This is a genomic window from Kocuria sp. WN036, from assembly GCF_002287015.1.
In the GTDB taxonomy this organism is placed as follows: Bacteria; Actinomycetota; Actinomycetes; order Actinomycetales; family Micrococcaceae; genus Kocuria; species Kocuria rosea.
The window spans coordinates 20,999-43,043 of the sequence record NZ_NSKF01000014.1 but is presented as its reverse complement, the minus strand read 5'-3'; the positions used below and the strand labels follow the sequence as shown (position 1 = coordinate 43,043).

Here is a 22,045-nt window from a genome sequence, read left to right as displayed (position 1 = left end):
CCCTGCACCGAGAGCGAGCACCTGTCGTGACACCGGATCCCCACCCCGTCTCCCGGACCGCCGTGACTGACAGTCCGGTCGTCCACGTCCAGAGCGAGCAGCGGGAGGACCTGTTCTGGCGCGGCGCCGCGGTGGTCGGCCTGTTCTTCGTCGCGGCCATCGTCGCGCTCTTCATCGGCGTCCCCGTCTGGCTGATGATCGCGTTCTGGAACCCGTGGCTGCTGTTCACTCTGGTCTTCGTGGCGGCCGGGGTCCTGCTCCTTGTCAGGACGGTGGACCTGGTGCGCAGGGGAGCCTGGCACGCCCGCCACCGCTCGACCTATACCCTGCGCGAGACCGGCATCGAGACGACCGAGTGGAACACCTTCGGCGCCGACGCACCGGTCCGCCGGGCCATCCCGTGGGAGGCCGTGGCCTCCGTCGTGGCCTCCTACCGGATCCTGCGCCGCACGATCCTCGTCGAGAACGGCGGCGGAACACTGACCGAGACGGCCCCCGTCCTGCACATCCTGTTCGACCAGGACGGGAGCCGCCGGATCACGAGCGTCCCCTTCTCCTCGCACAAGGACCCCGCGGTCGACGTCTGGATCGCAGCGCTGCGGAAGCACGGCGTGGAACTGGGCTACACCGCCCGGCCGCTCTCGTGGAAGGGCGAGGCCTACCTCGGCCCCGAGGCCCAGCTCGAGCACCTCGCGACCACCGAAGAGGTCATCCCCTTCCCCGCCACCGGCGGGTGGCTGGACAACACGATCCGGCTGGAGAACCGCTGGCATCAGAACGCCGCGCAGGCCCAGGAGCAGGCGGAGCGCCGGGACCCCGCGCTGCAGGAGGCGCGTCAGCGGCCCACCGGCCGGCACTGGATCCTCGGTGCATGGTTCGCCGGCATGTACGCCCTGAGCGCCGGCTTCCTGCTGCCCTACCTCGTCCAGCACGGGTGGTTGCCCGCCGCCGTCTGGCCGCTGGAGCTCCTCGTGGTCCTGCCGGCGGCCGCGCTCTTCTTCCTGCCGCTGCGCCGTGGCCTGCGCTGGTTCCACGGGCTGGTGTGCTGGCTTCTGCTGGTGGTCATCTCCTTCTCGGTGCTGGTGGGCAGCGTGGAGATGGGGTCGGCTGCCGAGCGGACAGCGATGATCGGCTTCGGGCTGACCGTCCTCTCCGCGGCCCTGCTGTGGGCCCCGTACCTGCTCGTGAAGCGCAGCGTGCCCCGGCACGACCTCGTCGGGGGCCCCGTGTAGTCCGTTCATCGGGGGACAGGCGGGGTTCCTGATCGGTGCGGAAGGGCCCCGTCCCGCAAGTGCCGCCTGCTCGGTCCTGGGCCGGAGTGGCGAGGGAGCCGCCTCAGGGGGCAGCGGGGACGGGTGCGGTGCTGGTGCGGGTGACCAGCTGGGCGGGGAGCACCACGTGCTCGCCGGTCACCGCGGTGTTCTCAGCCGTCGCATCCAAGCGGCGCAGCGCCAGGTCCACGGCGGTGTGCGCGAGCAGGCAGGGGTCCTGGGCCAGGGTGGTGAGGTCGAGGTAGGGCAGGGACGCCTGCTCGGAGTCGTCGAAGCCGACCACCGACAGGTCCTCGGGCACGCACCGGCCCAGGACGCGGGCCTGGCTGATCACCCCGACGGCGCAGCGGTCGTTGAAGGCGATGACAGCGGTCGGCGCGGGGTCCTGGGCCAGGAGCCCGGTGATGGCGGTGGCGCCGCCGGCCTCCGAGGCGCCACCGCGCACGATCAGCATCTCGTCGACCAGGCCCGCGGCGGCCATGGTGTCCTGGTAGCCGGCCCGGCGCCTCGCCCCGCCGGCCTCGCGGTCGGCGTCGATGTAGGCGATCCGCCGGTGCCCCAGGTCGAGGAGGTGCTCCACGGCCAGCACCGCGCCGCGGTGGTCGTCGGTGGCCACGCTGTCGAAGGCCGCCGCGTCGAAAGCCCGGGTGACGGAGACGACCGGCAGGGTCGCACTGATCTGCTCGAGGCGGGTCCGTGGCAGGGCGCTGCCCAGCAGGACCAGGGCCTCGCACCGGTCGCGCAGCAGGGCCTCCACCGCGGCGTCCTCCGCCCGGTGCGGTGTGACGGCCGAGAGCACGACGTCGTAGCCCCGCTGCTGGGCGGCGGTGTGGATACCGTCGAGGATCTCTCCGTGGAAGGGCTGCACGGGCTCGAAGGCCACCCCCAGCAGCCGGGAGCGGCCCTGGCGCAGCAGCCGGGCACGTTCGTCGCGGCGGTAGCCCAGCTCGGCGGCGACCCGCAGGACGTGGGCCCGGGTCTCCTCGCTGGCGCCGGGGGCGTCGCGGAAGACGATCGAGACCAGGGGCTGGGAGACCCCGGCCGCCCGGGCGACGTCGCGCATGGTGACGCGGCGCCCGGACGGGTGGCCGGGGGCTTCCCGCCCCGGGGCGTCCGGGCTCACGGGCAGGGAACGGTGAAGGCGTCCCGGAATCGTCTCAGCGCCAGCTCGGGGTCGGCGGCGGCAAAGGCCTCCATCGCAATCACTCCTTCGTATCCGGCCTCGGCCAGGGCGGTGGCCACCCGGGGGAAGTGGATCTCCCCGGTGCCCGGCTCGCACCGCCCGGGGACGTCGGCCACCTGGATCTCCCCCACGTACGGGAGGGCCCTCCGGCACAGTTCTACCAGGTTCCCCTCCCCGATCTGGGCGTGGTAGAGGTCCAGGTTCAGCCGCAGGTGCGGACTGTCCACCGCCGCGACCAGCGCCAGGGTGTCCTCGGCCGCCCCGAAGGGCACCCCCGGGTGGTCGACGGCGCGGTTGAGGTTCTCCAGGGTGAAGACCCGCCCGTGGCGCTCGCCCAGGACGGCCAGCCGCTCCAGCGTGCGGGCCGCTGCCAGCCAGTCCGCCCCGGTGACCACCTCGTGTGGCACCACGGGGAGCCCCTGGGGGTCCAGGCCGGTGCCGTGGACGTTGAGCCGGGGGCAGTCGACGACCTCGGCGGCGGCCAGCGAGTCCTCTGCGGTGCGCAGCAGTTCCGCCGCCCCGTCCGGGTCCACGAGGGCCCCGCGCACGTAGCCGGTCATCGACCCGAACCGGGCCCCGGTGGCGGCCAGGGCGGGCAGGTCCTTGGCGGTCCAGTCCCAGATCTCCACCTCGAACCCGGCCTCGTGCAGCCGGCGCACCCGCTGCTCGAACGGCAGGTCGACGAAGACCATCTCCGCGCTCGCCGCCAGGGTGAAGCCGCTCATCGGGTGGCTCCCACCGGGTCCAGGCTCACCGGGGCGCCGGTGCGGCAGGACTCGACGCAGCCCAGGGCGATCCGCAGCGCGTCCCGGGCCGCCTCCACCCCCGGACCCGGCGAGAGGTGCCCGAGGGCGGTGTCGGTGAAGGCCTGCAGCTCCGCGGTGTAGGCGCCGCGCATCGACTGGGTGTCGGCGCGGACGGTCTCCGCGGCGAGACCCTCCGGGCCGTAGTAGCGCATGCTCGAGGCCGCCAGGTCCCCGGCGGTGACCATGCCGGCGGAGCCGAAGGCCTCCGCCCGGGTGTCGTAGCCGTAGGCGGCCGAGAAGCTGGCCTCGGCGGTGGCGATCGCCCCGTTGTCGTAGCGGATGGTGACCACGGCGGTGTCCAGCAGCCCGGCGTCCTTGAAGTCCGGGGCCACGAGGGCGTCGGCCACCGCGTGGACCTGTACCGCCCGGGCGGCGGGGTTGAGGAAGTTCAGGGTGTCGAAGTCGTGGATCAGGGTCTCCAGGAAGATCGTCCACGGGGCCACCGCGCCGGGGTTCGCCAGTCCCGGGTCGCGGGTGGTCGAGCGCAGCAGCTGCGGGGAGCCGATCCGCCCGGCCTCGATGGCCGCCCGGGCCTGCGGGAATCCGTCGGCGAAGCGGCGGTTGAACCCGATCCGGAACAGCATTCCGTGGGTCTCGACGGCCTGGTGGACCCGGTCGATCTCCTCCAGCGTCATCCCGGCCGGCTTCTCGCAGAAGATCGCCTTGCCGGCCGCGGCGACCTGCTCCACCAGCTCGGTGTGGAACCGGGCCGGTGCGGTGATCACCACCGCCTCCACCTCCGGGTCGGCCAGCAGCTCTGCGATGTCGGTGTAGGCCGCAGGCACGTACAACGCCTCCGCCAGGCGTGCCGCGGCGCCCTCGACGGGATCGGCGATCGCGACCAGTCGGGCGTTGGGCACGGTGCGGGTGATCAGCTCGGCATGGCTGGAACCGATCCGGCCGGCGCCGATCAGGCCGATGTTCAGGGTACGGGGCTCGGACACGGGATTCTCCTTCAGGTCAGGGTTGGAGCGCGGAAGGGGATGCCCGGGAACGGTGTCCTCAATATGTCCTGACAAACCCTTGGCAGAAACACTAGTACGTATTAGTGTGATCGCCAACACCTCTGCCGAACAAGTTTCCGGCAGCGCGTCGAAGGGCCGAGGCCCGGCCAGAAGAGGAGACCTTTCATGACCGCAACGCTGTTCCTGCCGATCGACAGGAACTCCCCGGTGCCCCTCTACCACCAACTCGCCCTCCTCCTGGAAGGGGTAATCCACAGCGGGGATCTGGCGCCGGGCACCAAGCTGGACAACGAGCTCGAGCTCGCGTCCCGACTGCGCATTGCCCGGGTCACCGTGCGCAGCGCTCTGCAGCATCTGGTCGAGGCCGGCCTGGTGGTACGCACCCCCGGATCCGGCACGCACGTCACCCCGCCCCACCGGTGGGCGCGCCCTCCGGCGCACTCCACGTCGCAGCAGTCGCTGTAGACGTTTCGCGACCGTCGCACCGGATGTCGGGTGCGGCAACCGACCGGAGAAGCCGCGAGCCCGTCCGGGCGGCGAAGCGCATTCCGCCGGCACGCCCGCCGGCCTTCAGCGGCGTCCTGCCTTCTCGGCCGATCCCCGATCCACCCGCACGAACAACCCACCATCCGACCGGTGCCGCACACGGTTCGACCGTGCTTCACGAGGTCATCACCCAAGGAGTTCCCATGTCCCACCATTCTCCGAGCGACAGCCGGGTCGCCCTCCCGCCGTTGACCCAGGGGCCGCACCGGAAGCGGCTCGGACTGATCTCGGTCGTGGCCTGCCTGGGCGGGCTGCTGTTCGGCTACGACACCGGTGTGACCAACGGCGCCGAGGGGCCGATGGCCCAGGACCTGGGGCTGAACCTGCTCCAGCTGGGCGTGGTGATCAGCTCGCTCATCTTCGCCGCCGCCGTCGGCGCCCTGGTCTGGGGCCGGGTCTCGGATGCCTGGGGCCGGCGCAGGACGATCATCCTGCTGGCCGTGCTGTTCTTCGCCGGCACCGCCCTGGTGGTCCTCACCCCCACGCCTGCTGAGGAGGGAACGTTCTCCCTGACCGGGTACACGGTCCTGGTCTGCGGGCGGATCCTGATCGGCCTGGCCGTCGGTGGAGCCTCCACGGTGGTGCCGGTGTACCTGGCCGAGCTCGCCCCCTACGAGATCCGCGGGTCGATCACCGGCCGCAACGAGCTGGCGATCGTGTTCGGCCAGCTGGCCGCCTTCGTGATGAACGCGATCATCGCCGTCACCCTCGGCGACGTCGTGGAGGGCATCTGGCGGATCATGTTCGCCGTCTCCGCGCTGCCGGCGATCGGATTGTTCATCGGGATGCTGCGCATGCCCGAGTCCCCGCGCTGGCTCACCGAGAAGGGCCGGTACGACGAGGCCCTGGCGGTGCTGGAGACGGTCCGCCCGGCCGACCGGGCCAAGGCCGAGCTGCAGGAGATCGAGCGCATCGCCGCCATCGAGGTCCAGGCCCACCAGATCGGGCTGAAAGCGGTCCTGACGAACAAGTGGCTGCTGCGGATCATCCTGGTCGGTATCGGGGTGTCCATGACCCAGCAGCTGACCGGCATCAACTCCGTCATGTACTACGGCACCCGCATCCTGGAGGAGTCCGGGATGACCGCCCAGCAGGCCGTGCTGGCCAACATCGCCTTCGGTGTCGTGGCGGTGATCGGTGGCATCATCGCCCTGTACAACATGGACCGGCTCGACCGGCGCAAGACCTTCATCATCGGCTTGAGCCTCACCACCACCTGCCACCTGCTGATCGGCATCGCCGGCAACCTCCTGCCCGAAGGCAACCCGGCCCGCCCGATCGTGATCCTCGTCCTCGTGGTCGCCTTCGTGCTCTCGATGCAGACGTTCCTCAACGTCGCCGTCTGGGTGTGGCTGGCAGAGATCTTCCCGCTGCACATGCGCGGGTTGGGCATCGGCATCTCGGTGTTCTTCGGCTGGACCATGAACGGTTTCCTGGCCCTGTTCTTCCCGTCCCTCGTGGCCGCGGTCGGGATCTCGGGCACGTTCTTCCTCTTCGCCGGCATCGGCGTCCTCGCCCTGATCTTCGTCGCCACCCAGGTCCCCGAGACCCGCAACCGCTCCCTGGAGGACCTCGAGGAGGACGTCTCCACCGGAGCGATCTACCAGGTCGCCGAGCCCGCCGACGCCCACCGGTCCTGAGCCCCACGGCGTGACCCGCGCGCAGGCCGTGGGGTGGGCGGGTCAGGGCGTGGTGATGGCTGCTGCGACGGCCTTGCCCAGCTCCTCGGTGGTGGACCTGCCGCCCATGTCGGGAGTCAGGGCCTGGGGCCCGCCGGCCAGCACCTCTTCCATGGCGGTGGTGACGGCGGCGGCGGCGTCGGCTTCGCCGAGGTGGTCCAGCATCATGGCGGCGGCCCAGATCTGTCCGACGGGGTTGGCGATGCCCTTGCCGGCGATGTCGGGGGCGGAGCCGTGGACGGGTTCGAAGAGGCTGGGGTGCTTGCGTTCGGGGTTGATGTTGCCGCTGGGGGCGATGCCGATGGTTCCGGTGCAGGCCGGTCCGAGGTCGGAGAGGATGTCGCCGAAGAGGTTGCTGGCCACGACAACGTCGAACCAGTCGGGGTGCATGACGAAGTTCGCGGTGAGGATGTCGATGTGGTACTTGTCCACGTCGATGTCGGGGTAGGCGGCGGCCATGGCTTCCACGCGCTCGTCCCAGTACGGCATGGTGATGGAGATGCCGTTGCTCTTCGTCGCCGAGGTCAGGTGCTTCTTGGGGCGGGTCCGGGCCAGGTCGAAGGCGTACTTGAGGATCCGGTCGACACCGGTGCGGGTCATCACGGTCTCCTGCATCACGGTTTCCCGCTCGGTGCCGTCGAACAGTCTCCCGCCGATGCTGGAGTACTCGCCTTCGGTGTTCTCGCGGACGACATAGAAGTCGACATCTCCGGGTGTACGGCCGGCCAGCGGGCTGGGGACCCCGGCCAGGAGCTTGACCGGGCGCAGGCTGACGTACTGGTCGAAGTGGCGGCGGAACTGCAGGAGGCTTCCCCACAGCGAGACGTGGTCGGGGACGACCTCGGGCCAGCCGACGGCCCCGAAGAACATGGCGTCGAACTGGTTGAGCTGGTCGAACCACCCGTCGGGCAGCATCTTGCCGTGCTGGGAGTAGTAGGCCGCCGAGGCGAAGTCGAAGTGCTCGAACTCGAGATTCAGCTCGAAGGCGGCGGCGACCGTGTCCAGGACGCGCAGTCCTTCGGGCACGACCTCGGTGCCGATTCCGTCGCCGGGGATGACCGCAATGCGGTGGGTGTTCGACATCAGGATCTGTTCCTTGATCTGTGCTGGTGACGTTGCAGGGTTGACGGTGGGGCTCAGCGGTCCACCGGGTGGGCCGGTTCGCGGCCGGCGAGGACGTCGATGACGGCCTGGGCTGCGGCCAGCCCGGCGCGCGCGCGTGCTTCGACGGTCTGGCCGGCGAGGTGGGAGGTGATGATGACGTTCTCCAGGGCCCGCAGCGGGCTGTCCTGGGGGAGCGGTTCGGTCTCGAGCACGTCCAGGGCGGCGGCGGCGATGCTGCCGTCGCGCAGGGCGGCGGCCAGGGCGTTCTCGTCCACCAAGGAGCCGCGGGCGGTGTTGACCAGCACCGCGGTCGGCTTCATCGCCTGCAACCGCGGCGCGTCGATGAGCCGCCCGGTGGTGCCACCGGCCCGGGTGTGCAGGGACAGGTAGTCGGCGGTACGGATGACGGTGTCGAGGTCGGTGAACTCTACCGACGGATCATCGGCGTCGGGGTGGGAGGTGCTGACCATGACGGTCATTCCCAGGGCGGCACCGAGCCGGGCGGTGGCCCGGCCGCTGGGCCCGTAGCCGATGATGCCCAGGGTGGCGCCCCGGAGCTCGTGGCCGGCGTCGCGGGGCCACCGGCCGGCCCGGACGGCGGTGGTGACGTCGGCCAGGCGGCGGGCGGCCATGATGATCAGCCCGATGGTCAGCTCGGCCACGGAGTGGTGGTTGGTGCCCGGGGCGTTGCACACCCGGATGCCGGCGGCGGTGGCGGCGGGCACGTCGATGGAGTCGTACCCGACGCCGCTGCGAGCCAGGACCTTCAGACTGTGGGCGTCGGTGAGCATGTCGGCGGTGACCGGTTCGCTGGCCAGGATGGCCCCGTCGATGCCGTCGAACAACACCGCCCGATCGCCGGGCTGTCGGGTTCCGGTGGAGGGGGAGTGCACGGGTTCGTGGCCGTGCCGGCGCAGGAGCCGGTCCACGTCGTCGCCGGGGACGAGGTAGTCGGTGGTGATCAGGATGCGTCCCACGATCGGGTGTCCTCCATGTGTGGTGTGGTGTGTGGTGTCTCAGTCATTCTCGGTGCGGTGCCCTGGGACGGGGAAGCTCGAGCGCGCCGTCCCGGCGACCTCGGCACCCGGGATGCCGGGCGCCGAGGTCACCGGTGACGGGATCACCGGTGGCTTTCTGGGCTGCCCTCGAGTGACGGCTGCACGGGTGCCGGGCCGGAATGGTGGGTCACTGGAAGGCCGCCGGGGTGGACATCAGATCGATGCCCCACAGGGACGGCAGGACGTAGAGCACCGCGGCGACGATGAGCAGGAGCGCGGCGATGTTCAACCAGAAGCCGGTCTTGACCATTTCCATGATCGTCACCTTCCCGGTGCCGAACAGGATCGCGTTCGGGGGTGTGCCCACCGGGAGCATGAAGGCGCAGTTGGCGGCCATGGCGCAGGGCACCATGAGGGCGAAGGGGTGGATGCCCAGAGCGATCGCGAACGCTGCCATGACCGGCAGGATCATGGTGGCGGTGGCCGCGTTCGAGGTGATCTCGGTCATGAACGGCACCAGGGCGGTGGCCAGCAGGATGATGAGGATGACGTCGACCCCGTCGAGGGCGCGCAGCTGCTCTCCGATCCATCCCGACAGGCCGGTCTCGACGAACCCCGCCGCGATGGCCAGGCCTCCGCCGAAGAGCAGGAGGATCCCCCACGGAATCTTCTTCGAGTCCTCCCACTGCATGATGCGCCTCTCGTCGGCACGGCGGGTGGGCAGGGTGAACAGGACCACGGTGGCGATGATCGCGATGATGCCGTCGCTGATGCCCGGGAGCACGTCCTCCCAGATGAAGGAGCGGGTCACCCACAGGAAGGCCACGCCCAGGAAGACCGCGAGCACGGCCTTCTCCTCGTGCGACATCGCGCCCAGTGCCTTCTTCTCACTGCGGATCAGCTCTGCACCGCCGGGAAGGTGCTTGAACCGCACCTTGAACGAGACGTTGGTGAGGAAGAACCAGGTGAAGGCCAGCAGGAGGATGACGATGGGAACCCCGAACATCATCCACTGGCCGAAGGAGATGGTCTCCCCGAACAGTTCCCCGGTCGTCGCGGCGAGAATCGCCAGGGGCGGGGTGCCGATGAGGGTGCCCAGGCCGCCGATGGTCGCCGCGTAGCCGATGCCGAAGACGATGGACTTCTCGAACTTCGGCAGTTCGGCTGCATGCTCCCCGCCGCGCAGCGTGTGGGCCGCCTGGTACACCACGGCCAGGCCGACGGGGATCATCATCATCGTGGCCGCGGTGTTGGAGACCCACATCGACAGGAAGGCGGTGGCGACCATGAAACCGAGCACGATGCGCTTCGGACTCGTGCCGATCGCCGAGACGATCGAGAGGGCGATGCGCTGGTGGAGGTTCCACTTCTCCATCGCGATCGCCAGGGTGAAGCCTCCGATGAACAAGAAGATGATGTCGTTGCCGTAGGCGGAGACGACCGCGTCGCCCTCCAGGGCCCCGGTCAATGGCATGAGCACCACGGGCAGCAGGGAGGTCACCGGGATCGGGATCGCCTCGGTGATCCACCAGGTCGCCACCCACAGGGTGACGGCGAGGACCGCCTGCCCTTCCGGGGAGAGCCCTGCCGGGTTGAAGAACAGCATGGCCGCCACGGACAGTGCCGGGCCGAGGATCAGACCGGTGAGGCGTGCGGGCGTGTAGCCAGGCCCTGGGTTTCCGGGGCTCTGCGGCGATCCGGGACCCTTCGTCGCGTCCTGGGCCGGCGCCGGGCTGGTCTTGTCCTGGTCGGCGGCCGTCGGGGTGTGCCCCGCCGACTGCCTGATTCTCGACAAGGTCAGGAGACGCTTGGTCTCTCGGTGCGAGGTCCACAGTTTTCCCCATAGGGAATTCAAGGCAGATGTTGCCATGGCAGCGCTTTCTGGGTTGGTTGACTCAGCAGGGTCGACTGCAGGAACACGGTGCGGATGTCGCATGGGTCGACATCGGTCGCGAACCACTGGAGGGTTGCGGGCGCTCTGCAGGAGGAGAAGAGCTGACGAGCTCGGTCGCGGGACCGGTACCCCTGGGCAGCAGTCACACAGAGGACTTGTTGGTGCGCCATTGATGGGGTGAAGCGATGGTGCCGTGATCGGCAGTTCCCGTCTCCGGGATCAGGCCGGGAACTGCCGATCTCGAGGTGATCAGTGGTGCAGGGCGCTCAGGACCTTGTAGAACTCGGCCTTGCCTTCCAGGCCGATGCCGGGGAGGTCACCGGGGGCCACGCGGCTGTTGACGACGACGGCGTCGTCGGTGAAGCCGCCGGTGGGCTGGAACTCCCCCGGGTAGGACTCGTTGCCGCCCAGCTTCAGGGCCGCGGCGATGTGCAGGGAGAACTGGTGACCGCCGTGGGGGATGCACCGGCGGGAGGACCAGCCGTGCTGGGCGAGCATGTCCAGCACGCGGCGGTACTCGGTCAGCCCGTAGCTCAGTGCGGGGTCGACCTGGATGTAGTCGCGGTCCGAGCGCATGCCGCCGTAGCGGATGAGGTTGCGGGCGTCGTGGACCGAGAACAGGTTCTCGCCGGTGGCGATCGGGTTGGTGTAGTGCTCCGACAGGGCCGCGTTGAGGGCGTAGTCCAGCGGGTCGCCGACCTCCTCGTACCAGAACAGGCCGTACTGGTCGATGGCCTTGCCGTACTCCAGAGCCGTCTGCAGGTCGAACTTGCCGTTGACGTCCACCGCCAGGCGGGACCCGTCACCGCCCAGGCACTCCAGGACCGCCTCGATGCGGGTGAGGTCATCTGCCAGGTCGGTGCCGCCGATCTTCATCTTCACCACGTCGTAGCCGGCGTCGAGGAATCCGCGCATCTCGTGCTGCAGGTCCTGCAGGGTCTTGCCCGGGGCGTAGTAGCCGCCGGCGGCGTAGACGAAGACGTCCTGGTCCGGGTCGCCGTCACCGTAGTGGTCGGAGATCCAGCGGTAGAGCGGGACCCCGGCGATCTTGGCGGCCAGGTCGTGCAGGGCCATGTCCACCACGCCCACGGCGACTGAGCGCTCCCCGTGGCCACCGGGCTTCTCGTTGCTCATCATCAGATCCCAGGCCTTCTCCGGGGAGAGCTCGCCGTGCTCGTCCAGGAGGTCCTCGGTCCGGGCGTTGAGCACGCGGGGGAGCATCCGCTCCTTCAGGATGCCCGTGGCGTTGTACCGGCCGTTGGAGTTGAAGCCGTAGCCGACCAGGGGCTTGCCGTCGACGACCACGTCACTGACCAGCGCGAGGACGGTGCAGTCCATCTTGCTGAAGTCGATGTACGCGTTGCGCATCGAGGAGCTGATCGGAATGGTGTCGACGTGGGCGGAGACGATTCTCATGGTCCTCTTCCTGACGGTAGATATCTTATAAGACGCTTATAAGGTGTTCAGGACACTACACTGGGCGTGATGCAGGGCACAACCCCTGTGGAGAAGAACCCGGGAGCGATGCGGCCATGAGCACTACGAAGGTTTCCTCGAGCAAGGGGGCGATCGCCTACACCGAGCTGCGCCGCCGGATCCTCTCCGGCGATCTGGCCCCGGGGTCACGCCTGTCGCAGTACGACCTGGCCGAGGAGATGGGCATGAGCATCACGCCCCTGCGCGAGGCGGTGCGGCAGCTGGCCAGCGAGGACTGGGTGGAGGTGGACACCCACCGCGACGTGAGGGTGGCGCCGATGAGCGCCTCCGAAGCGCGCCAGCTCCTGGAGGTCCGTCTCTCCCTGGAGCCCTCCGCCACCGAGCTGGCCGCCCTCCGGCGCACCGACCAGGAGGTCGCCGTGATGCGGGCCGCGGCCGAGAAGCTCCTGCCCGTCACCCGCACCTGGGGTGAGGACGCTGTGACCGCCCACCGGGCGTTCCACCGGGCGATCTACCTCGCCTCGCACAACACCGTGATGATCCGGCTGCTGGACGATCTGTGGGACAAGTCCGACCGGTACCGGCGGATCGGACTGGAGCTCCCCGCCGGCGACGAGCCGCGCACCATCGACCTCAACCAGCACCACCGGCTCCTCGAGCTGGTGATCGCCGGAGATGGGCCTGCCGCTGCCGACCTGACCCGCGCTCACATCCTCAACAGCCTCACGGCCTCTGTCACCGGCGCGCTGGAAGCCCGCGAGAGCGGCCCGCTCCAGCTGTCGTACCGCTCCTACGCCGGCTGACCCCTCAGCGGAAGGCCGCAGACGGCACGGGAGTGCCCCGGCGAAGCAGTCGTGCATCGTCCGGAAGGATGCCGACGGACCGCCGGTTCCTCGATGGACGACGAGGAGGACGTCCTGCTTCCGCGGCCGCAGGCGGTCCTGAGCCGGACCCGGCTGCGTGCACTCGGGCCGGCCTGGGAGGTGGTGCGGCGCACCGCACCCACGCACGCCCACCCGGTGGTGGCTCGGCGGCCGCCGGGCAACGTGCTGGCGGCCGTTCCGCTGTCGGTGCTCGACCGGGCCCGGGACCTCGTGGACGGTTCCCGCGGTTGCCTCCCGTGGACTGCCCGGGGCACTGTCGTGCGGCATCGTCGCGAGGTGCCGTGGGGATCGGGGAGCCGATTCCCGCATGATGCCTGGTCCGCCTGAGGGAACTGTGGTTAGGGTGAGGTGTGGTCGAGCAGCTGGCCCGCAGCGTGCCGCTGTCGATGGAGGAAGCTCCTGTGGACCACACCTTGATCGTGCCGGCCGAGGCCGCCCGCCGCGATGAACCCTCTGCCGAGGCGACTCCGGGCCGCCTCCGCAGGACCGCTCCCATGTCCGGCCTCTTGGCCGATGCCCGGTATGTCCTGCCGCTGAAGTGGTCCGACGACACCGGCCTGGACGAACTCGCCCACTACCTGGCCGAGGTCGTCACGTGGATGCCCGTCACCGTCGTCGACGGTTCCGCCGAGAAGCTCTTCGCAGCTCATCGCACGGCGCTGCCGGAGACGGTCGAGCACGTGCGCCCCGATCGGTGGCAGGGGGCCAACGGCAAGGTGGCGGGGGTGATGACCGGTGTCCGCCGGGCGGCCGAGGAACGGATCGTGGTGGCCGACGACGACGTGCGCCACACCCGGGGCACCCTGGAGCGCATCGTGGGGCTGCTGGGGGAGGCCGAGGTGGTCCGCCCGCAGAACTACTATCTGCAACTTCCCTGGCAGGCCCGCTGGGACACCGGACGGACCCTGCTCAACCGGGCTCTGGGCGGGGACTGGCCCGGCACCCTGGGCGTGCGCCGGTCGGCCCTGCTGGACGCGGGAGGCTACGACGGCTACGTCCTGTTCGAGAACCTCGAGCTCGTGCGCACCGTGCGGGCGGCCGGTGGGAGAGAGATCGTGGCCCTGGACGTGCTGGTGGGGAGGATGCCGCCCACCGTGTCCCACTTCCTCGGCCAGCGCGTCCGTCAGGCCTACGACGACTTCGCCCAACCCGCCCGTCTGCTCGCCTTGCTGTCGCTGCTGCCCCTGCTGGGCTGGGCGGTGCGGCGACCGGGGCGGTGCGCGGCCGGAGCCCTGGCCGTGTGCGGGGTGGCCGAGTTCGGCCGACGCCGGCACGGGGGAGCAGCGGTCTACCCGGGGGGCACGGTGCTGTGGGTTCCGCTGTGGGTGCTGGAGCGGTCGGTGTGCGTGTGGGCGGCCGTGGCCGTCCGGGTGCGCGGCGGGGTGTCCTACGCGGGGTCCCGGCTGCGCACCGCCGGGCACTCCCGGACCGCCCTGCGCCGGCGCCTGCGCGGCCCGGGCGAGGACTCGCTGCTGGTCGACGCCGGCACCGGACGGGTGAGGGGGCGGCGGTGAGCGTGGGGACGGGGCCGGCGGGTGCGGGTCCGGTCGTCGAGATCGCCGAGGACGACCTGTACGGGCTGATCGCGACCCTGACCCACAACGACTGGCAGCCCTCGGGCGGGAGCCTGCGGATCAACGTGGTCTACCGCGGCCACGCGGTGGCCGACCGGGACCTGGACACCAGTCTCTTCCGGCTCCGGGGCACCTCGAGCGAGCAGATCGACCCCCGCATCCTGCGGAACTTCCGCAAGTACGCCGCCCGGGACACCTCCCCGGGGGACTCCGACTGGAACTGGCTGTCCGTCGCCCAGCACAACGGGCTGCCCACGAGACTGCTGGACTGGTCCAACTCGCCCTACGTGGCGCTGCACTTCGCCACCGCGGACCCGCGCTGCTACGACCTCCCCGGAGCGGTGTGGTGCGTGGCCTACTCGGCGGTGCACGATCTGCTGCCGGCACCGCTGCGCGAGGAGATCACCGCGCACGCGGCGGGCCTGTTCACCACCGACATGCTGGGGCGGGTCGCATACAGCATGGCCGACTTCGACCGGTTCCGGGACCAGCACGGGCGGGCGGTGCCGCTGTTCTTCGAACCTCCGTCGCTGGACGAGCGGATCGTGAACCAGGCCGCGGTGTTCTCCGCCATGTCCGCGGCCACGGCGTCCTTGCACGAATGGCTGGGCGAGCACCCCGAGCTCTGCCGGAAGGTCGTCATCCCGGCGGGTCTGAAGTGGCGGATCCGCGACCACCTCGACCAGGCGAACATGACCGAGCGCGTCCTCTTCCCCGGCCTCGACGGACTGTCCCGCTGGCTGACCCGCTACTACGGGCCGCGCCGGGAGCAGGGCGCCAGGGCAGAGGCCGGCCTCACCGGCGATGGGCGACGAGCCGGAGCCGCTCCCGGGCTCTGCCCCGGCCGGCTGAGGGTGGACTTCTCGACCGGACCCTGGGGTGGGGTCCCGTCGCCGGACCGGTGAGAAGCGGCTCCCCGCCCGTGGTGGGGAGCCGCTTCTCGTTGTTCCGTGGGAACGAACGGTGTCCGTCGGTGGGCCTCAGGTGCGGACCCAGCCGGCGGCTATTCCTTCTTGAGCTTGTCCTGGATGCTGCCAGCGGCCTTCTCCATGATGTTGGGCTGTTCGGTGGTGCCGTAGAACCGGGCGTCCGGGTGGGTGGGAGGCGGCATCGGCACCCCCGCCATGGGCTGGTCCTGGTAGCCGAACTGCCCGTTGCCGTCCGGCGTCGGCCCGGAGGCCCAGGACCCCTCCGCGGCGGCCGCGCCGTCGGAGAAGTTGTAGTAGTCGTAGGAGAACTCGGTGGCCTCCTTGGCCTGCGGGAAGTTCGAGGGCACCGGCATCTGCTCCAGCCCGTCGGCCTGCAGCTCCTTGACCGCGGCCATCCACTGGTTCTGGTGCATGGTGTCCCGCGCCAGCAGGAACGACAGCATGTCCCGGATCCCCTTGTCCTCGGTCATGTGGTAGAGCCGGGCGACCTGGGTGCGGCCCTGCATCTCGGCGTTGACGTTGGCGGTCATGTCCGCCAGCAGGTTCCCCGAGGCGGTGACGTAGGACCCGGACCACGGGTTGCCCATCGAGTCCACCGGCCGTGCCCCGGCCCCGGCCACGATCGCGTGCTGCAGGTCGGTGCCGCCGATCACCGCCGCAACCGCCGGGTCGCCCTGCACGGCGTCCTCGGTGATGCCCAGCGGGGCCTTCTCCAACAGCTGGGCGACCATCGTGGCGAGCATCTCGATGTGACCGAACTCCTCGGCGGCGGTTCCGAAGAGCAGGTCCCGGTACTTGCCCGGGATGTGGGCGTTCCAGGCCTGGAAGCTGTACTGCATGGCCACGGTGATCTCCCCGTACTGCCCGCCGATCACCTCCTGGAGCTTGCGCGCGTAGACCGCGTCCGGGGCCTCGGGGGTGGACTTGTACTGGAGCTTCTGCTGGTGCAAGAACATGCTGACCTCCGTCATCGGCTGCTGCGGCCGGCGGTGGCGCGGCACACCGCGCCCGTGATTCCCGGCTCTGATCTCCACGCTAGTGATCCGGCCCCCAAAAGGGAAGCCTGCTTATTGAATGGAGGGGGGTATCAGATGAGCTGAGGCCGGGCACCCTGGGTCGTTCCGCCCCGGGGTCTGCGGGCGGTGCGAGGTGGGAGTGGGGCAGGCCCGTGGGCGCGCAATCCGTTGGGGGTCAGCAGTTCGACCGGGCTGAGGGGTCTCGGGGACCCGGGTCGTCCCTGCTGGTCGTCGTGCCCGGCCTGCGGCGCGGGACGGAGCACGACAACTCCGTCACGAGCATCTAAAGTGGACAGTGTGCTGATCATCGGGGCAGCCCGGTGAGCAGCGCGCGCACCGTCCGGACCACTCGACCACGGAAGGACCACGCCATGAGCCAGCCAGAGCAGCAGCAGGAGGTCCCCGGCGTCCAGGCCGCGATGACCCCCGTCCCGGACTGCGGCGAGCACAGCTACCGCGGCTCCGGCAAGCTCGCGGGCAAGGCGGCCATCATCACCGGCGGGGACAGCGGCATCGGCCGTGCCGCCGCGATCGCCTACGCCCGCGAGGGCGCCGACGTCCTGATCGCCTACCTCGAGGAGGACGACGACGCCCAGGACACCGCCCGCTGGATCGAGGAGGCCGGGCGTCGCGCCGTCCTGGTCCGCGGAGACCTCTCGGACCCGGCCCACTGCCGGGCTGTCGTCGACAGGGCCGTGCAGGAGTTCGGTCGGATCGACGTGCTGGTCTCCAATGCCGCCTACCAGATGAGCCGCGACAGCCTCGACGAGATCAGCGACGAGGAGTGGGACTACACGTTCCGGCTCAACATCGGCGCCATGTTCCACCTCACCAAGGCCGCCGTGCCCCACATGCCTCCGGGCTCGGCGATCATCGGCAGCTCCTCGGTGCAGTCCGACCAGCCGTCCCCGCAGCTGGCGCCCTACGCGGCCACCAAGGCGGCGGTCGCGAACTTCTCCGCCGGGCTTGCGCAGATGCTGGGCGAGAAGGGCATCCGGGTCAACAGCGTGGCCCCGGGTCCGATCTGGACGCCGCTGATCCCGGCGACCATGCCCGCGGAGAAGGTGGGAGCCTTCGGCGACGACGTACCCCTGGGCCGTGCCGGCCAGCCCGCCGAGCTCGCGCCCGTCTACGTCCTGCTGGCCTCGGACGACGGCAGCTACATCTCCGGCTCGCGGGTCGCCGTCACCGGCGGCAAGCCGATCCTCTGAGCCCGGGTCCACCGCGGAGCGGACGGCCGTGCCGACGGGATCCACCGGGACCTCGCCCACGACCGAACGGCACACGGGGGTGGGCCCGCCGGCCGGGAACCGGAATCCGCAACGCGGGGCATCCGAACGGGCTCCGGCTCTGAAGTCGACGGACGTCGTGTCGGGGAGCCGCCCCGACGGGTAAGCCGGATGTCGTGCCCGGCGGGAGAGTTCTTCGCCAGCACCGAACCGACCCGACCCGCCCGGGGGCGCTGCTGCTGGTTGTCGGGACGGGGGGGCGCGTTCGCGCTCCTCCACCGCGGAGCGCACCTCCGGGTCGTCGGCGTCGTCGACCCAGGGCTCGGTCTGGCGGTGCTCCTCCACGTGGTCGGGTTGGATGCCGGCCACCTCGCCGGCGACCTCGTGCTTCATCTGGTCGTCCAGTTCCGCGCTGTGCTTGGTGTTGCCTCGCTCGGCCCTGTCGATCTCCTTGCAGGGATGGGACGGCATACTTCGGTGGGACGGCCCGTCAGGCGTTCCCGTCCTCCTCGAGCAGACCCCGCTGGGCGCGGTCGGCCGCTTCGGAGGCGTCTTCCGGCAGCGGGTCGGTGGCCGGTGGGACCTGCCCGGGCGCGTAGTCGGTCAGCCCGGCGGCCACCCGCTCCTGTTCGGTGGCTGCGGCCAGTGCCTCGTCGTCGAGATGCTCGGGCATCCCGGCGTGGCCCTGGTGGATGGGGTCGGGCAGGGCGTCGCCCTCGGGCTCGATGACGTCGTCGAGGTCCGGGGCGTCGTCGTTGTGCGGGGTGGTCATGGAGAACCTCCTGTGCTGAGCCCTGCCTCCCACCCTAGTGACCTGACTCACGGAGCGGAACCACCCTGGGACCTGGGAGAGGAGCCTGTGGAGGTCCCGCACGTGCTCCTCCCGGGCTGCGTTGAGCAGTCGATCGTAGGCTGTTCGTGCGCATCGCCTGCGTGTTCCGAGGCCGCAGGCGCCGATGCGTTCCCCGACATGAGGACTGCTTGATGACTGACGTCGCTCCGGACCGACCGGCGATGCTGCACCCCGTACCAGCCCAGCGTTCGATCGTCGTGATTCCGAGGGTGCACGACGGCTCCGGCGCCCGGACCCGCTACGGGCTGGTGCAGGCCGAACTGGACCCGGGCGGGCAGATGCTGATCTTCCCGCAGGGCCCGGTGGTCGACCCCGACGAACTGCGCGCCGGGGCGGCGGTGCTGCTGGAGGAGGAGTTCGGGCAGGGCATGTCCGCGGCGGTGATCGCTCCGCTGGGGATCCTCTACGCCGATCCGCGCAAGGAGGAGCGGATCGACGTGCTGCTCGCAGTGGCGCGCCGGACCGATGCCGAGTACGGCGAGGCACTGGAGCCGGCCGGCATCCCCGGGGTGGAGTGGGCCGATGATCAGCAGCTGCTCCAGCACCTGTGCTCCGGGCGGATCACGGACACCACCACCGCCTCAGCCCTGGCACTGCTGCACGCCTGCGGTGAGTTCACCCGCTGACCGGCTCACCGACCCCGAGCCGCTCCGATGCGGCCAGGGCGCAGCCGGTCCGCCGCCGCAGCGGGTGCACGGACAGCGCCCCGATTCCCGTCCCGGCCCGCGGCGCGTTCGTCGTCCATCGGCCATGCCGGGGCCGCACGCGAAGGCAGCGGCCCGTCGGCCACCCGCTCCCGCAGCGGGACACCACCGTCCTCGACGGTTCTGCGGGTGCGTCCGTTCGACGGTGTCCCTCGTCCGCGGCATCCCGACCGGTGAGGCCTATAGTGTGCAATGGAAAACTCTGGATGACCGTGGAAGGGTCCCCGTGCGGAACAGTGTGTGCTCATCCCTGACAGCCGTCTGCGTCGTGGTGCTTCTGGCAGGGTGCGCCGTCGGGGACGCGGGGAAACCGGGGGAGACCGCCACGCCGTCCACCACCGCGTCCTCGGCCGGCAGGGCGGAGACCGGGCCGGGGTCTGTGGAGCACGGGCTGGCCGCGGTGTCCTTCGAGGACGCCCCGCGGGAACTCACCGCCCTGGAGCGGTCCCTGCTCGTCGAACCCGGACCGCACGCCGAGGACGGGACCGACGATGAGGTGCTGGCCGCCGCCCGCGAGCGTGATCCGCGCACCGCCGGGGAGTGGAGCGCGGCGATCCTCGCGCAGATCCACGGCGACTACGCCGAGGACGTCAAGACGGTGGTGCGCTTCGACCCGGGCACCGGGGAGCGCGGCGCGGAGCCCACCGACGCCGTGACCGGACCGGTGGGCGACCGGAGCGTGGGCACGAACCACTTCGCGCTCGTCCTGGACGCCAGCGACTCGATGGCCGGGGACTCCGGCGACGGCTCGCGGATGGACGCGGCGCGCACGGCGCTGACCGGGTTCGTCGAGGAGCTGCCGGAGGGCAGCACGGTGAGCCTGCGGCTCTACGGGAACGCGGGGGACACTTCTGCGCCGGGGAAGAAGGAGTCGTGCACGACCACCGAGGTCGCCTACTCAGGTGACGCCGACGCCGCGGAGCTCGCGGACGTCCTCGCCGGAGTGCGGCCCACCGGCTACACCCCACTGGCCCGGGCCATCGAGGAGGCCGCCGCCGACTTTCCCGACGACGCGACCGACGGCATCGTCTACGTGGTGACCGACGGCGTGGAGACCTGCGGCGGCGACCCCGTGGCGGCTGCCGAGCGGCTGAGCGGGTCCGGTGTCGAGCCGGTGATCAACGTCATCGGCTTCCAGGCCGGTGACACCGACCAGCGGGCACTGGCCGACATCGCCGCCGCCGGGGGCGGCGAGTACACCCGCGCCGGCTCCCGGGCGGAGCTCGAGACCTACTGGCGGGAGCAGAACACGGCGATGGCCCGGGCCTGGAACGAGTGGCGCAACACCGAGCTGCGGGAGATCAACGAGGCGGGCAACGCCAACAAGCGGCTCGCCAATGAGGTCGGCAACCGCATCAAGCGGACCGCCAACGAGGAGGCCAACCAGGGCAAGCGCGTGGCCAACCTGCTCGGCGCCGACGTGGACGAACAGGTGCGCCGCGAGGTCTGGGACTTCTTCGACGAGCGGGGCGCGACGGTCTGGGACTGGGGCGACCGGACCCACCAGGCCAACTGGGGCGCCGCCGACGACCGGCACCAGCAGGACTGGCGGGCCGTCTACGACCGCGGTGAGGCCAAGTGGAGCGAGTACTACGAGCGCCTGCAGAAGGACTGACCCGCCGCGCGGACGGGTCCGGCCGGAGCCGGCCGCGACGGCGTGGGGCGAGAGCGCCGGAGGCGGCCCGGAGCGGCGACGGGCTCAGCTTGCGCCGAGGGCCGCGCACGCGGCCTCGATGGACTCCGGGGACAGGACGTGGTCGATGGCCAGCACCGCCGCCCCCATGACGCCGGCGCGCTCGCCGGCGACCGAGGGCGCCACACTCAGGTGCTCCGTGGCCAGGGGCAGGGACCGCCGGTAGACGACCTCCCGGATGCCGGCCAGCAGGTGCTCCCCGGCCTGGGCGAGGCTGCCGCCGATCACGATCACGGACGGGTTGATGAGGTTCACGCAGGTGGCCAGGACGTCGCCGATGTCCCGCCCCGCCTGGCGGATCGCCTGCACGGCCAGCGGGTCCCCGGAGCGGACGAGGTCGATCACGTCCTGGCTGGTGGACAGCGTGCTGGCGGTCTGCTCGTTGAGCGTCCGCACGAGGGCGGGAGCGCCGGCGAGCGCCTCGAGGCATCCGGTGTTGCCGCAGCGGCAGAGCAGCTCGTCGCCGCGCGGCACCCGGACGTGGCCGAGGTCCCCCGCGGTGCCCTGGGCGCCGCGCTGGAGCGCGCCGCCGGAGATGATCCCCGCGCCGATGCCCGTGGCCACCTTGACGAACATCAGCTCGGTGGTTGCGGGCCAGAAGAGGCTGCGCTCGCCCAGGGCCATGATGTTGACGTCGTTGTCCACCAGCACGGGCACCTCGTAGTGGGCCTGCACGAGGGCGGGGACGTCGACGCGGTCCCACCCCGGCATGATGGGCGGGTTGATCGGCCGGCCCGTCTCGTGCTCCACGGGACCGGGCAGCCCGATGCCGATGGAGCCGAGGTCCGCGGCGGGGCGGTCCGCGCGCTCGAGCAGCGCGGCGACCGTGCGCACGAGCCAGCCCAGGACCGCCTCGGGGCCCTCGCCGATCGCGAGCGCCTGGCGCTCCTCGGCGAGCTCCCGGCCGGAGAGGTCCGCCAGGATGGCCCGGGCGTGCGTCGCCCCGAAGTCCGCGCCGACCACCACCCGGGCGCCCGGGTTCAGGGCGAAGAGCGAGGGCGGACGCCCCCCGGTGGAGGCGGCCCCGCCGTACGGTGCGACGAGTCCCAGGGTCATGAGGGTGTCCACGCGGGACGCCACGGTGGAGCGGGCCAGCCCGGTCAGCTGGGCGAGCTCCGCCCGGGTCCTCGGGCGGCCGTCGCGCAGCAGCTGGAAGACTTCGCTCGCCCCCGGGGCGGGCGAGTCCGAGGAGCGCGGCGACGGCGCCGACGGAGGAGTCTGCAGCACTTTTTCAGTAGAGCATGCCCCCTTAGGGGGGTCAAGCACGTCACAAACGCACA

Annotated in this window: 19 protein-coding genes; 9 read left to right on the top strand and 10 right to left on the bottom strand. The window is 70.9% G+C overall.

The genetic code is table 11. The features are described 5' to 3' along the window. Positions 1 to 62 precede the first annotated feature (62 nt). A complete protein-coding gene (locus CK505_RS10175; protein WP_141246805.1) occupies positions 63 to 1,232 on the top strand; it encodes a DUF4175 domain-containing protein in 1,170 nt (389 codons plus the stop codon). Positions 1,233 to 1,335: 103 nt separating this feature from the next. On the opposite strand, the gene CK505_RS10170 is transcribed toward CK505_RS10175, so the two are convergent. From CK505_RS10170 to CK505_RS10160, 3 genes are read right to left on the bottom strand one after another with little or no spacing between them, the layout of a single operon-like run. Further along, a complete protein-coding gene (locus CK505_RS10170; RefSeq protein ID WP_208746196.1) occupies positions 1,336 to 2,394 on the bottom strand; it encodes a LacI family DNA-binding transcriptional regulator in 1,059 nt (352 codons plus the stop codon). After that, positions 2,391 to 3,179, bottom strand: a complete 789-nt coding sequence (locus CK505_RS10165) for a TIM barrel protein (protein WP_095650995.1) — start codon at positions 3,177 to 3,179, stop codon at positions 2,391 to 2,393. The genes CK505_RS10170 and CK505_RS10165 overlap by 4 nt, the downstream gene beginning before the upstream one ends. After that, complete coding sequence (locus CK505_RS10160) at positions 3,176 to 4,204, bottom strand: Gfo/Idh/MocA family oxidoreductase (protein ID WP_095650994.1); 1,029 nt, start codon at positions 4,202 to 4,204, stop codon at positions 3,176 to 3,178. The genes CK505_RS10165 and CK505_RS10160 overlap by 4 nt, the downstream gene beginning before the upstream one ends. Positions 4,205 to 4,390: 186 nt before the next feature. Here CK505_RS10160 and CK505_RS10155 point away from each other — a divergent pair, with 186 nt between their 5' ends. Together CK505_RS10155 and CK505_RS10150 are read left to right on the top strand one after the other, a co-directional pair. After that, complete coding sequence (locus tag CK505_RS10155) at positions 4,391 to 4,690, top strand: GntR family transcriptional regulator (RefSeq protein WP_052132726.1); 300 nt, start codon at positions 4,391 to 4,393, stop codon at positions 4,688 to 4,690. A gap of 224 nt (positions 4,691 to 4,914) precedes the next feature. Then, complete coding sequence (locus CK505_RS10150; protein WP_095650993.1) at positions 4,915 to 6,411, top strand: sugar porter family MFS transporter; 1,497 nt, start codon at positions 4,915 to 4,917, stop codon at positions 6,409 to 6,411. A gap of 42 nt (positions 6,412 to 6,453) precedes the next feature. Here CK505_RS10150 and CK505_RS10145 read toward each other — a convergent pair whose 3' ends face one another. From CK505_RS10145 to CK505_RS10130, 4 genes are all read right to left on the bottom strand, one after another. Next, complete coding sequence (locus CK505_RS10145) at positions 6,454 to 7,533, bottom strand: tartrate dehydrogenase (protein ID WP_017832850.1); 1,080 nt, start codon at positions 7,531 to 7,533, stop codon at positions 6,454 to 6,456. A 53-nt stretch (positions 7,534 to 7,586) separates the two neighbouring features. Further along, positions 7,587 to 8,531, bottom strand: a complete 945-nt coding sequence (locus tag CK505_RS10140; protein ID WP_035923997.1) for a phosphoglycerate dehydrogenase — start codon at positions 8,529 to 8,531, stop codon at positions 7,587 to 7,589. Positions 8,532 to 8,739: 208 nt separating this feature from the next. Further along, positions 8,740 to 10,347, bottom strand: coding sequence for a DASS family sodium-coupled anion symporter (locus CK505_RS10135; RefSeq protein WP_255250931.1), 1,608 nt, complete (start codon positions 10,345 to 10,347; stop codon positions 8,740 to 8,742). A 348-nt stretch (positions 10,348 to 10,695) separates the two neighbouring features. Further along, complete coding sequence (locus CK505_RS10130) at positions 10,696 to 11,862, bottom strand: mandelate racemase/muconate lactonizing enzyme family protein (RefSeq protein WP_095650991.1); 1,167 nt, start codon at positions 11,860 to 11,862, stop codon at positions 10,696 to 10,698. A 116-nt stretch (positions 11,863 to 11,978) separates the two neighbouring features. On the opposite strand from CK505_RS10130, the gene CK505_RS10125 reads away from it, so the two are divergent. The 3 genes from CK505_RS10125 to CK505_RS10110 all read left to right on the top strand — a co-directional run bounded on the left by CK505_RS10125 (position 11,979) and on the right by CK505_RS10110 (position 15,246). Further along, positions 11,979 to 12,686 carry a GntR family transcriptional regulator gene (locus CK505_RS10125; RefSeq protein WP_095650990.1) on the top strand — a complete coding sequence of 236 codons (708 nt, stop codon included), beginning with the start codon at positions 11,979 to 11,981 and terminating at the stop codon, positions 12,684 to 12,686. A gap of 575 nt (positions 12,687 to 13,261) precedes the next feature. Continuing rightward, the gene (locus CK505_RS19010; protein ID WP_303621203.1) at positions 13,262 to 14,281 is read left to right on the top strand and encodes a glycosyltransferase family 2 protein; all 1,020 of its coding nucleotides are present in this window, start codon (positions 13,262 to 13,264) and stop codon (positions 14,279 to 14,281) included. Continuing rightward, the gene (locus CK505_RS10110) at positions 14,278 to 15,246 is read left to right on the top strand and encodes an FRG domain-containing protein (protein ID WP_095650988.1); all 969 of its coding nucleotides are present in this window, start codon (positions 14,278 to 14,280) and stop codon (positions 15,244 to 15,246) included. Before CK505_RS19010 ends, CK505_RS10110 begins: the two co-directional genes overlap by 4 nt. A gap of 98 nt (positions 15,247 to 15,344) precedes the next feature. Here CK505_RS10110 and CK505_RS10105 read toward each other — a convergent pair whose 3' ends face one another. Then, positions 15,345 to 16,226, bottom strand: coding sequence for a manganese catalase family protein (locus tag CK505_RS10105; protein WP_031282674.1), 882 nt, complete (start codon positions 16,224 to 16,226; stop codon positions 15,345 to 15,347). A 431-nt stretch (positions 16,227 to 16,657) separates the two neighbouring features. Here CK505_RS10105 and CK505_RS10100 point away from each other — a divergent pair, with 431 nt between their 5' ends. Continuing rightward, on the top strand, positions 16,658 to 17,497 hold the full coding sequence (locus tag CK505_RS10100; RefSeq protein WP_017832840.1) for an SDR family oxidoreductase: 840 nt from the start codon (positions 16,658 to 16,660) through the stop codon (positions 17,495 to 17,497). Positions 17,498 to 18,005: 508 nt separating this feature from the next. On the opposite strand, the gene CK505_RS10090 is transcribed toward CK505_RS10100, so the two are convergent. Then, complete coding sequence (locus tag CK505_RS10090) at positions 18,006 to 18,287, bottom strand: hypothetical protein (protein ID WP_017832839.1); 282 nt, start codon at positions 18,285 to 18,287, stop codon at positions 18,006 to 18,008. A 212-nt stretch (positions 18,288 to 18,499) separates the two neighbouring features. On the opposite strand from CK505_RS10090, the gene CK505_RS18185 reads away from it, so the two are divergent. Both CK505_RS18185 and CK505_RS10085 read left to right on the top strand, forming a co-directional pair. Then, positions 18,500 to 18,994 carry a hypothetical protein gene (locus CK505_RS18185; protein WP_141246804.1) on the top strand — a complete coding sequence of 165 codons (495 nt, stop codon included), beginning with the start codon at positions 18,500 to 18,502 and terminating at the stop codon, positions 18,992 to 18,994. Positions 18,995 to 19,340: 346 nt separating this feature from the next. After that, entirely contained in the window at positions 19,341 to 20,687 is a 1,347-nt protein-coding gene (locus CK505_RS10085; RefSeq protein WP_141246803.1) for a VWA domain-containing protein, read from the top strand. An 84-nt stretch (positions 20,688 to 20,771) separates the two neighbouring features. Here the strand turns inward: CK505_RS10085 and CK505_RS10080 are convergent, their stop codons facing one another. Then, positions 20,772 to 21,992 carry an ROK family protein gene (locus CK505_RS10080; RefSeq protein ID WP_095650986.1) on the bottom strand — a complete coding sequence of 407 codons (1,221 nt, stop codon included), beginning with the start codon at positions 21,990 to 21,992 and terminating at the stop codon, positions 20,772 to 20,774. Positions 21,993 to 22,045 lie beyond the last annotated feature (53 nt).